Source organism: Brevibacillus sp. M2.1A (assembly GCF_013284355.2).
In the GTDB taxonomy this organism is placed as follows: Bacteria; Bacillota; Bacilli; order Brevibacillales; family Brevibacillaceae; genus Brevibacillus.
In genome coordinates this window covers 1,306,012-1,318,326 of sequence record NZ_JABSUY020000001.1, presented here as the reverse complement: position 1 = coordinate 1,318,326, position 12,315 = coordinate 1,306,012, and the positions used below count along the sequence as shown (strand labels likewise).

Here is a 12,315-nt window from a genome sequence, read left to right as displayed (position 1 = left end):
CCCCACCGCAACCACATCCATTAGAAGACTAAGAAAAAACAAGTCCAAGGCATTTGCCCTGGACCGTGATCTCTTCAGTCGTTCGTTATTCCGCCTTCTTTGTCGCGAGCGCCTGCCCCATCAAGAGAGACTTCCCTTTTTCAACGCCTGTTGCCCATTCGAGCTCGTTGGACTCCAACAGCAAAATGACGGTCGAACCAAATTCGAACCAGCCCAGCTCCGAGCCTTTTTCATAACGAGGTGTCCCAGCAATCTTCTCGTGGGTTTGTCGACCGTGCTTGATATTCGTCGTCGCTGTGTTGTAGCAGACCTTCACGCTGCCTACAAACAAGGCTCCTACTTTAACCAAAGCCATATCGCCCAGGCTATCTGTTTTGATGTGAGTTACCAAGCGTTCATTCCGAGCAAACAAACGGTCTACATTTTCAATCCCGAGCTTGTTGACGGGATAGAGTCTGCCTGGCATATAGCAGTAACTGCTCAAATCGCCTGTTACTGGCATATGAATCCGGTGGTAGTCCCTTGGACTCAAATAAATGGTGATAAATTTACCACCATAATAACGCTTGGCCTCTTCCTCCGAACCGCCCAACAACTCACTTACACTGAAATCTTTTCCCTTTGCTTGAATCAAGGTGCCTTCGCAAATATCACCCAACTGCGAAACGGTTCCATCCACTGGGCTCACGATAGTGTCTGGCCCAGGTGCAATCGGTCTCGCTGCGGGCTTCAGGCGTCGGGAAAAGAACTCCTTCAGCGTGCGGTATTCTGACGCTGGCTTTTCTATGATCGACGTATCAATTTGATAGTGCTTTATGTATCGTTGAATGGCTAATCGACTAAAGGGAGTAGCGGTAATTTTGCCCATAGTCCGGGACATCGCGTTTTGTGGCAAGCGATGGATGAGACCTGGGAGCAGCTTTTTGCCCATAAGAAATGCTCCTTCGTAAAACAACAATACCCTTACTTTACCACTTCTGCTAACAGCCAGTAAACCCCGCACTATTACCAGAGGTTCATCATTTTCTTCGACAGTCTTGCTATACTATAATCATTCTAAGAAGCCACTTATCAGGAGATATCGGTTATGGTGAAGAAACTCGATATTACTACACTTATCAGTCAGCATGGTGATATCCTAACCAGTCTATTCGATCATATGTCGGACATGTTCTTTCTCATGGCTGTCGAACAAGATGTGGACGGGGAGTATCAGTTTCGCTATGTATTGATGAATCCATCGGCGATGCACGTCGCCCAATTGAGCGAGGAAGCATACGGAAAAAAGTTTGAGGACGTCTATCCTCATGAAAAAGCCAGCTTATTACAGCACATGTACACACAAGCAGTAAAAAGCGGGAGTCCGATCCATTTTACTGCGAATGGTGACATCATTGGCGAATCCATTCTATCTCCTGTCTACGATAGCCATGGCGTATGCACGCATGTCTTTTCCATTACCCGCGATGTTACCGAGCGAACAAACCTGGAGTCACAGCTAGCCTACATGGCGTATCATGATGTGCTCACGGGATTGCCAAACAGGCGGCTCCTCTCCGAAAAGCTCCAGCAAGCTCTACGTGCTGCCCAATCAAAAGAGGAAATAGTCGCTGCCCTCTATCTGGACTGTGACCGCTTTAAAGAAATCAACGACACATGGGGTCATGACACAGGCGATCTGTTTTTGCAAATGCTGGCTACTCGCCTCAAGTCATCTGTTCGAGATGGAGATATCGTTGCACGTCTGGGTGGAGACGAGTTTGTCATCGTCCTGACCGGCATTCACTCCGAACGTCAGGTTGAAAAAATTGCGAACCGTATCCTGCTTGCGACGCAAGAGCCATGGATGATCGAGGACCGGACCATACCGTTTTCGACAAGCATAGGCATTGCTCTCTATCCGGCATCTGCAAGCGAAGCCGAACAACTGCTGAGCAATGCAGACAAAGCACTTTATCAGGCCAAAAAGACAGGGCGGAATCGTTTCTTTTTCTTTAACCCTATTTGATTATTGGCTGTAAAACAAAAACACGGCCAAGACGGAAAACAGCAAGCTCACCACATACAGAATGATGACCGTCTGCTTCGTAGACAACCCCCGGGACATGAGCCGATGATGAACATGTCGGCGATCCGCTTGGTACATGGGGGAACCCGCCAAAAGCCGACTGATGATGACCTGTACAGTGTCTATGACGGGCAAGCCTACTGCCAGTACCGTCACGACTAATGAAATGATTGTAGCCCCTTTCATCGTTCCTTCCAACGAGATCACGCCGAGAGCGAATCCCAAAAACATCGAACCAGCATCACCCATAAAAATTTTCGCCGGATAAAAATTAAAGCGTAGAAAAGCGAGTGCAGCACCTGCCAGTGCAACTGCCAATAATGCCGTTAATTCTTGACCTTTGAGCATCGACAAAAAGAACAAGGTCACTGCTGAGATTGCGGTAGCACCGGCAGCAAGCCCGTCGACTCCATCCAAAAAATTCACCATATTGATCAAACCGACGATCCACAGCACGGTCATCAGCAGGGAAACAAGGATTGGAAATGACATATACGTCCCATCCTCTCCCCCCAGCCACATCAAATTGATTCCCCGAAAGCGAATATCCATGAGAAAGGTCATCGTCGCGACCAGTAACTGCACCATCAGCTTCGGCAGTGCCGGAAATTCTTTTTTTTGCGACTTAAACGTATCGTCTACCCATCCAATGACCACTAACACGGCCCCTCCAACTGCCAAAACTGCAACGGATTTTTGCGCCCCTGCAAAAAAAGTTGACACTAACAAGAGACCGACAAACATCGCCAAACCACCAGATAATGGGATCGGCCTGCTATGTCCCTTTCTCCCCTTTGGCATATCCAGCAGCTTTGTTTTCCAAGCCAGCCAATTTGCTACTGGCATCAACAAATACACAACAAAAAACGAGGAGAGTCCTGACACGATATAAGTAAACAGCTACCCTCACCTGCTTTGCCCTTCATTTTGTCTTTAGTGTGGACAAAATGGGAACAAAAAAGCCGCCTCTGTAAAAGAGGCAGCCTTTTTTATTGCGTAGCTTACAGTTTTTCGGAAACCATTTTTGCTTGTGTGAAGAGCAGGAGGTAGTCTGGTCCACCCGCTTTGGAGTCTGTACCGGACATGTTGAAGCCTCCGAATGGATGTACACCCACCAAAGCGCCTGTGCACTTGCGGTTGAAGTACAGGTTACCTACGTGGAACTCTTCGCGAGCGCGCTCCAGGTTCTCACGGTTGCGGCTGATGACAGCGCCAGTCAAGCCGTACTCAGTGTTGTTCGCGATTTCCATTGCATGATCGAAATCGTTGGCTTTGCAGAACGCTACCACTGGGCCAAAGATCTCTTCTTGCATGATGCGAGCTTGTGGATCTACATCTGCAAATACAGTTGGCATGATGAAGTAGCCGGATTCTGGACCTTTTTCGCCACCTGCAACCAGTTTGCCTTCTGTTTTACCTATCTCGATGTACTCGAGGATTTTGTTGTATGCTTTCTCGTCAACCACAGGACCTGTGTAGAAATCGTTGGTTCTGATGTCGCCCACAGTCAGTTGTTTTGTCAGTTCTACTACGCGGCCCAGTACTTGGTCGTACACGTCTTGGTGAACGATTGCACGGGAGCAAGCAGAACATTTTTGACCGGAGAAGCCAAATGCAGAAGCCACGATGGACTGTGCAGCCAACTCGATATCGCAGTCGTTGTCAACAACGATGGAGTCTTTACCGCCCATTTCAGCAACCAGACGCTTCATCCATTTTTGACCTGGACGATGTTTCGCAGCCAGTTCGTTGATGCGCAGACCTACGTCACGGGAACCTGTGAAGCTGATGAAACGAGTCAGGTTGTGCTCTACGAGGTAATCCCCGATTTGGCTACCGGAACCTGGTACGAAGTTTACAACACCAGCTGGTACGCCAGCGTCTTCGAGAATCTCCATGAATTTCGCAGCGATTACTGGAGTGGTAGAAGCAGGCTTCAACACAACGGTGTTACCCGCTACAAGAGCTGCTGTCGTCATACCAACCATGATCGCAAGAGGGAAGTTCCAAGGTGGGATAACGATACCTACACCAAGTGGAACGTAGTACAATTCGTTATCCTCATCAGGGATACGAGGCAGATCATGGCGCTGGGACAGCTTATCCATTTGACGGCCATAGTATTCCATGAAGTCGATTGCTTCTGCTGTGTCAGCGTCAGCTTCTGCCCAGCTTTTTCCTGCTTCTTTTACGAGCCAAGCAGAGAACTCATGCTTACGGCGACGCAGGATTGCTGCTGCTTTATACAGATAGCGGGAACGTGCTTGTGCAGGCACCTTTTTCCATGTTTCGAAGGTGCTAGCAGCTGTTTGGATCGCTTTTTCAGCCAATGCTTGGTCAGCCTGGGAAACAACGCCCACTACTTGTTCTTTATTAGAAGGGTTGAAGGAGTTGGATTTCTTTTCAGTTGTGATGCGTTCTCCGCCGATGATAAGCGGATACTCACGGCCAAGCTCACTTTCTACCTTAGCGAGCGCTTCTTCAAATGCCTTTTTATTTTCTGGCAGACTAAAATTGGTAAACGCCTCGTTTTTGAATTCCACTTGCATCTGTGACGCCTCCTTATCGATATCTTCCATGTTTGGATCACTCATAAAACATATGCAAGGATCATACCAACAAAACCATTAAAGGCTCGACTCTATTAGTGTTTGCATTTTTGCAGAAAAATCACCGACAAGATTCAAGAACTATCCCGAACACTTTTGTGCATACACCGTTCAACATTTCACACATCTGTTCAATCCACTATCTTTTGTGTACAAAAAAAACACCCGATCTCCTCACCTTCTCAGGTGATCATTCGGGTGTTTTATGCTTTTCCTTATTGTCTGTAAATATGCATATACGGCTCTCCACTTGTCGGCCGAATGTAGAGCGACAATGGTTTATTCATCGACTGTACGTACAGGTTGACGTGAACGCTTTTGTCGAAGAGCTGATTAATGCTTCCTGCTGCAAATTGCGTAAACTGCAAAACCTCTGTTCTGGAGTCATACTCTGCCGTGGCTGTAATCGTAATTTCCGTGAGCTTGCCGTCCATGAAACGTCCCAGACCAGTCATCCCGATATATTCAGGGAAATAGCCCTTGGATTGGCGCATCAGCTTGTCGTACTGCAACGACTGCTCTGGGTATTTCTGCTCAACCTCCGGACTCGGGAACAGGAAATATTCCTCTTCGATCGGCAGCCACTTGGATATCGTTGCTTCATTCGCCCCTACTGTTCCTGACATGATGAAGTGCCCCGGCACCAGAGTAGAATTCGCCTCCGGTACTTGATACATCAAAACCAGGATCGGAACTTCCGGACTAGTTGCACGTATAGACTGCACGATACGAGCTGCAAGCTGCTGACCTTTTGCTTGCAGTTCTTGTGTCGTGTACACCTTGTCCTGACCGGTTGCATCCTGATAGTTCGGCGAAAGCGACAAGCCTAACACCATGCCAGCCAGGCTCTTATCCTTCTTGCTCAGGTAATCATGCTCCAGTACGTGCACGAGAATTCCGTTTTTCTTTTTCCCGTTGGCCCCAGCCGTCTTTTCCTGTGCGATCCACTGGGTAACTTGCTCTTTTTTGACCACTTGACCTTCTTGGAAATAATAATCGGACGTCGGGTATGTCTCCCGAGCAAACTCCATCAAGCCTAATTCAAGGTGACTGAAATCGACGCGATATTTCGTATCAGCAAGCATTCCTCGTGTCTGGTTTGGCTGGTACGGAGTAATGCTGCCGTAGTAATCCTCGGATACTTCCACTACCTCCGACAAGGACGGTGTAGTAGGCTCAGGAGCTTTGTCCTTGCCCCCAGGTATCAACGAGCAGCCAGTCAATGCCATCACAAGAAGTACAGCTGTCAAGAACCTGCATCCTGTCAAAAACTTCACTTTCATAGATTACTCCTTTTCGTATCCAAAGGTGGGCGATGTACAAATCATTCGTTCCACTTGACCCATCGATTGTCTTCGAGCTTGTAGATCAATGCCGATTCGCCAATTCCCACCCATTTTGTATCCTCGCCACCTGAAGCAATGACAATCAGCTTTTCCGGTGAGCGAGCATCAAGCAAACGCCATTCGCCCTTGATTTTCTCGTAGATACCTTTTTCGGTTGCGACAGCGAGAGTGCCAGTTCGTCTGTTAATGGCTAGCGAATAGATCTGCTGTGCTCCGGGAATCTCCTCTGTCTTCCACTGCCCCTCTTCATTATAGAGCAAGCTGAATTGGGCCGCTACATAGAGTCGGTCTTGTTCGGGATCAAAGTCCATGGCAAATACTTCCTGATCCATCGGCTGCCACAGACTCCATGATTGGGCCCCGTCCGTCGACTGATAGATGCCTTCACCCGAGACAAAGGCAAACAGACGCACTTCGTCTCCTTGGCGATTCCCTACAAAGCTGCTGATATTCGCTGGCTCTGGCAACCCCTTGTTGACAGAAGTCCACTTTTTACCACCATCTGTTGAATGAAGAACCCCATCAATCCCGCCGACAAATATTTGCTTCGGATCATCCGGGTCCACAAACCAACCTTCGATCGCATACTGCTCTAAATCTGTCGAGAGAGATCCCCACGTTCCACCGCCAGCTGAGCTATACAACCCTGCATTCGTACCAACCCATATTTGACGAGCATCATCGGTCATCATCAGATTGTGAATGGTTGCTCCCAATTCCAATACGTCCTGATAGGTCAAGTTCCCTTGTAGAGCAGCAGCTGTGACTGTTGGAGGAGTCGTATTAATTTGTTTACCACTGCCAGTACTGCTGTTACTTCCACAGCCAACCAATTGCAGCATGGCTATTACACCGATTCCCCATTTCAGGAAGCTATTCATGCTCTTCACGTCCCTTCCCTTACTCATCCGTTGTCGCCACCGTTTTCTTAGGCGTTGCTCTCCAATACTTGCAGGAAGCCTGCTTCGTCCATTACAGCCACGCCTAGTTTTTCTGCCTTCTCCAGCTTGGAGCCGGCTTTTTCACCTGCAATCACCAGGTCTGTCTTTTTGCTGACGCTGCCTGTTACCTTGCCACCCAAGCGCGCAATCGCTTCCTCTGCCTCCTGCCGCGACATTTGCGTCAAGGTGCCGGTCAAAACGATTGTTTTGCCTGAGAATGGGAGGTCTTCGCCACTCTCAATGCGGATTCCTTTGTACTCCATGTTTACTCCGGCCGCTCGCAGTCTCTCAATAACTGCCTGCGCCTGCGGCTGTGCGAAGTAGTTCACGAGACTCGCAGCCATTTTCGGCCCGATCTCATCGATTTGCGTAATCTCTTCTTCGGATGCCTGCATGATGGCATCGATATTGCCAAAATGCTCCGCGAGAACACGTGCCGCCTTGGCTCCAACCAAGCGAATGCCCAGACCGAACAATACGCGCTCCAGCGAGTTCTCCTTGCTTGCTTCAATTGCCGCAAGCAAATTATCTACGGACTTTTCACCCATGCGCTCCATGCCCAGCAGAACATCACGCTGCTGGTGCAAATAATACAGGTCAGCGACACTGTGGATAATACCGTCGCGATACAGCTGAGCCACGACCTTTTCTCCCAAGCCGTCAATGTTCATGGCCGTCCGGGACACGAAATGAATCATGCCTTCACGGATCAGTGCGGGACACATTGGATTGATGCAGCGCAGAGCCACTTCTTCCTCCAAGCGTACCAGCTCGCTCCCGCATTCTGGACAATGCGTTGGCATGGCAAACGGTACTTCATTTCCAGTACGACGCTCTGGCAAGACCGCGATAATTTCCGGGATAATGTCCCCTGCTTTCTTGACGACAACATGATCACCGATAAGGAGGCCTTTTTCCCGAATGATGTCTTCGTTGTGCAAGGAAGCGCGCTTCACGGTTGTACCTGCCAAACTGACTGGCTTCAATAAAGCAGTCGGGGTGACATTCCCTGTTCGCCCCACAGATACTTCAATACCTTCGAGAATCGTAACCGCTTCTTCGGCAGGGAACTTGTATGCGATGGCCCAACGTGGACTTTTCGCAGTAAAACCAAGCTCCTCCTGCTGAGCGTAACTGTCGACCTTGATCACCATGCCGTCGATTTCATAAGGCAAATGAGGACGCTTCTCTGTCCAACTGGCAATAAAAGCGAGCAGTTCATCGACGTCGTCAAATACACGTCGCTCCTGATTCACCATGAAACCTAGCGTCTCTAGCAAATCAAGCCCTTCACTGTGCGATTCCACTGTCTCCCCTTGCAAATCGCCAATGCCGTAAATAAACGTATCCAGTTGACGGGATGCGGCAATTTTCGGATCGAGCTGTCGGAGCGAGCCTGCTGCGGAATTGCGCGGATTGGCAAATAACGCTTCTCCTCGCTCCTCGCGCTCTTTATTCAGCTTTTCAAATGCTCCCTTGGACATGTAAGCCTCACCGCGAACCTCAAGGGTTAACGGCTTCGTCAATCGCAAAGGAATGGAACGAATCGTTTTCAGGTTTTGTGTGATGTCTTCGCCTGTTGTTCCGTCTCCACGTGTAGCCCCGCGGACGAACAGCCCATTTTCATAATGAAGCGACACGGCCAGACCATCAATTTTCAGTTCAGCTACATATCGGACAGCCTGACTGCCAACGGCCTGACGAACCCGGCGGTCAAAGTCCCTGATGTCCTCCTCATTAAAGGCGTTGCCGAGACTGAGCATTGGTGTCTTATGAACGACCTTTTCAAAGAAGGGCAGCGGCTCTCCCCCTACACGCAAGGAAGGGGAATCAGGTGACTGCAAATCAGGGAAGCTGGTTTCAAGCTCCTTTAGCTCCCGCATCAATTGATCGTATTCCTGGTCAGAAATCTCAGGTCGATCCTCTTCATGGTAAAGACGATTATGCCGCTCAATTCGTTTCGCTAATTCTTTAATTTTTGTTTCCGCCGTCAATCGATCCATTTCGTTCATCCTTTACTTTTGCGATTGGCCTGTATTTGCATTTGCATATTATCCTTTTTGAATAGGAGCGAACTTCGCTAACAGCTTTTTAATGCCAGTCGGGCTTGGGAAAGCAATGTCGAGCTCCATGTCGGCGCCCGTTCCTTTTACTTTGACGACCGTACCGTTGCCCCATTTGCCATGCGCCACTCTGTCGCCAACCTTCCAATCAACGCCTGCTCCTTGACCGTGTCCAGGCAGTTTTTCACCCGCCGGACGAGTAAATGTAGCAGGTGTACTGCTTGCGGTTCGCTGACCCATGCCAAATTTCGGAGCAGAGCCTGCTTGTGAGGAGGACGCTCCAAACGGTCTCGCTCCCGCATCACGTCCGAATGCACTGCCATCACGCTGTCCAAATGCACTGCTGCGTCCACCACCGAAGCCTCTGTCCGCTGTCGCTGGATTTCCTTCCAACAGCTCAGCCGGAATTTCTTGCAGGAAGCGAGACGGCGCATTCACATTGGTCCGTCCAAACAGCGTCCGCATACGGGCACATGTCATGTACAGGCGTTCCTCCGCCCGTGTAATTCCCACGTAAGCCAGACGGCGCTCTTCCTCCATTTCGGCATCGTCAAACAAAGAGCGGCTATGCGGGAAGACACCTTCCTCGCAACCTACCAGGAACACCACAGGGAACTCCAGCCCTTTGGCGCTGTGCAAGGTCATTAATACAACCTGTCCCTCTGCCGATACTTCCTCCTGGGCACCATCATCTCCCAAGGAATCGATGTCTGCTACCAGCGCGAGGTCGGTCAGGAACGCAAGCAAGCTCTTGTCTTCATTTTTGCGCTCGAACTCCTGGGTTACAGACAGGAACTCCTCGATATTCTCCAGACGAGCCTGTGCTTCCAGCGTCTTTTCTTCTTTTAATGAATCGCGGTATCCAGAGCGCTTCAGCACTTCTTCCACCAGCTCAGTCACACTCAAGTAATCGGTCATTTGCATCAGATTCGAGATGAGATCATTAAAGGAAAGAATTGCATTTGTGGTGCGTGAAGGCAGCCCCATGTAAGCCGTCTCCTGAATCGCTTGGAAAAGGGACTGACCATTTGCGTTCGCATACGCTTGTAGCTTGTCTACCGTCGTATCCCCGATATTACGCTTCGGTACGTTGATAATGCGCTGCAAGCTGATATCGTCATCCGGATTGGAGATGAGACGCAAATAAGCCAAGATGTCCTTGATCTCTTTGCGATCGTAGAACTTGGTTCCGCCGACGATGGTGTACGGCATATTCGACTTGATGAAAACTTCCTCGACCACACGAGACTGTGCATTCGTCCGATACAAGACTGCGAACTTGTCGTAGCGCTTATACTGTGCCATCTGCTTGCGAATCGTATCGACAATAAAATACGCCTCGTCGTGCTCGGAATCACCCTGGAAGCACATGATCTTGTCGCCGCCTGGATTCTCTGTCCAGAGCTTCTTCTCCTTGCGCAGCTTGTTGTTGGCAATGACCTGGTTCGCCGCCTGCAAAATCGTTTTGGTGGAGCGATAGTTTTGCTCGAGCTTGATGAGCTTGGCTTCGGGATAGTCTTTTTCAAAGTTTAAAATGATCGAGATATCTGCACCGCGCCATTTATAAATACTTTGGTCAGCATCCCCCACGCAGCATACATTTCGATACTTGTCTGCCAGCATGGAAATCAAAAGGTATTGCGCGCGGTTTGTATCCTGATACTCGTCAACGTGTATATAACGGAATTTCTTTTGATAAAACTCCAATACTTCCGGCACTTCTTTAAACAGACGAACTGTCGTCATGATCAGATCATCGAAGTCCAGCGACTGGTTATTTCTCAACTTTTTCTGATAAGCCGTGTAAACCTTTGCTGCCACTTGTGCAAATGGATCGCCCGCTAGACGCGTATAGGTTTCTGGATCGGTCAGCTCGTTTTTCGCTCCGCTGATCGCAGCCAAAATCGAACGCGGCTCATACTGCTTCGGATCGATGTTCAATTCTTTTAAACATTGCTTGACGACAGACAACTGGTCACCCGCATCTAAAATGGAAAAGCTGCGATTGATCCCCAGTCGGTCGATATCCCTGCGCAAAATCCGCACACACAAGGAGTGAAACGTCGACAGCCATGCATCCTGCGCTGCCGCTCCGCCAATAATTGCCGCCACACGGTTTTGCATCTCCCGCGCTGCTTTGTTGGTGAAGGTGATCGCCAAAATGCTCCAAGGCGCTACCTGTTTGGCACTGATCAGGTATGCAATACGCTGTGTCAGTACCTTGGTCTTGCCACTACCCGCACCGGCCAAAATCAAGACGGGGCCTTCTGTTGTAAGGACTGCTTCCCGCTGCTCAGGGTTCAGGCCTGCTGTGATACGATCTGCATAAGACATATGTATAAATCCACCTTTCCACGTTCCCTAGACGAAAGCATATGTTCCTATTTTCGCACAGATCGCAGTGGAGTTCCAGTTCGTATCCCGAACAGGAAACATCATCCTTTGGGCAGCAATGGCTCATACATCAAATAAGCCCGATTCTCCGTCAGCCATTCCTGTTCCAACCATTCTCCTTCCAGCGTGTAAACATCCCGATACAATTCATTTTTCCGTTCATACCCTCCCCAAATCGAAGGATAGATCTCATGTTCTTTCTCGAAAATGACATACGTCCGTGTCGGTGGCATGTCTGAACGCCATTCGCCTGCCAAATGTGTATCGGTCAGGTAGACATGCAGTTGAAAGGGCTGTTGCGTCCGGTTGGCGATTTGCAAATCCAGATAATTATAGAAACAAGTGGCTCCACTTCCAAAAGGCTGTGTCCGATTCGAATCGGGAAAAACATCGTAGCTATGACGATGCCGTTCCGTGACTGTCAAGGGCGTATGCAAGGCCATCCAGTACAGTAGATTCGAGATCTGACAAAGCCCTCCGCCAACTCCGGCCGTGACTCGTCCCTGCGATAGCAGCATACCCTCTACATAGCCTTTGCTACGGGTCGGCTTGCCAATCTGCTTCCAATACGAAAAGGTTTCCCCGGGATGGATGATCAATCCGTTCAATCGTTCAATTGCCAGCCGCAAATTGATCACTTTGTTGTGCTGCATCCACATTTCCACGTTCTGCAATGGGCGTAACAAAATCGTTTGATGAGAATAATGGACATAACGGAACCATTCGCTTCTTTTCTCATGAGCGAACCTCGTTCGACCAAATGTCCATTGTACATATCTTTTCCAACGAAAAAAGGTCATGCCTGCTGCCAGACGCCACTTCCCCCGTGCGATCGGTTTCATTGTGCACCCCGACTTCCTGATTATTACAATAGACGCAGGAATTCAGGATGAA

9 protein-coding genes are annotated in these 12,315 nt (G+C 49.3%); 1 reads left to right on the top strand and 8 read right to left on the bottom strand.

What is annotated here, in order from left to right; translation table 11 throughout:
- Positions 1-85: 85 nt before the first annotated feature.
- A complete protein-coding gene (gene asd / locus HP567_RS06480; protein ID WP_173610612.1) occupies positions 86-931 on the bottom strand; it encodes an archaetidylserine decarboxylase in 846 nt (281 codons plus the stop codon).
- Positions 932-1,087: 156 nt separating this feature from the next.
- Here asd and HP567_RS06475 point away from each other — a divergent pair, with 156 nt between their 5' ends.
- A complete protein-coding gene (locus HP567_RS06475) occupies positions 1,088-2,008 on the top strand; it encodes a diguanylate cyclase domain-containing protein (RefSeq protein ID WP_173610613.1) in 921 nt (306 codons plus the stop codon).
- Here the strand turns inward: HP567_RS06475 and HP567_RS06470 are convergent, their stop codons facing one another.
- The 7 genes from HP567_RS06470 to HP567_RS06440 all read right to left on the bottom strand — a co-directional run bounded on the left by HP567_RS06470 (position 2,009) and on the right by HP567_RS06440 (position 12,263).
- A complete protein-coding gene (locus HP567_RS06470; protein WP_229087935.1) occupies positions 2,009-2,914 on the bottom strand; it encodes an MraY family glycosyltransferase in 906 nt (301 codons plus the stop codon).
- 155 nt (positions 2,915-3,069) lie between these two features.
- Positions 3,070-4,617: an L-glutamate gamma-semialdehyde dehydrogenase gene (gene pruA / locus HP567_RS06465; RefSeq protein ID WP_047072228.1), complete on the bottom strand. Its 1,548-nt coding sequence runs from the start codon at positions 4,615-4,617 to the stop codon at positions 3,070-3,072.
- A gap of 275 nt (positions 4,618-4,892) precedes the next feature.
- The gene (locus HP567_RS06460) at positions 4,893-5,960 is read right to left on the bottom strand and encodes a CamS family sex pheromone protein (protein WP_173610614.1); all 1,068 of its coding nucleotides are present in this window, start codon (positions 5,958-5,960) and stop codon (positions 4,893-4,895) included.
- A 41-nt stretch (positions 5,961-6,001) separates the two neighbouring features.
- A complete protein-coding gene (locus HP567_RS06455) occupies positions 6,002-6,931 on the bottom strand; it encodes a WD40/YVTN/BNR-like repeat-containing protein (RefSeq protein ID WP_173610615.1) in 930 nt (309 codons plus the stop codon).
- A 20-nt stretch (positions 6,932-6,951) separates the two neighbouring features.
- Positions 6,952-8,967 (bottom strand): NAD-dependent DNA ligase LigA, encoded by a 2,016-nt coding sequence (ligA, locus tag HP567_RS06450; RefSeq protein ID WP_173610616.1) that lies wholly within the window; start codon positions 8,965-8,967, stop codon positions 6,952-6,954.
- Between the two features lie 48 nt (positions 8,968-9,015).
- Entirely contained in the window at positions 9,016-11,361 is a 2,346-nt protein-coding gene (pcrA, locus tag HP567_RS06445; RefSeq protein ID WP_173610617.1) for a DNA helicase PcrA, read from the bottom strand.
- 101 nt (positions 11,362-11,462) lie between these two features.
- The gene (locus HP567_RS06440) at positions 11,463-12,263 is read right to left on the bottom strand and encodes a VanW family protein (protein ID WP_173610618.1); all 801 of its coding nucleotides are present in this window, start codon (positions 12,261-12,263) and stop codon (positions 11,463-11,465) included.
- Positions 12,264-12,315: the final 52 nt, after the last annotated feature.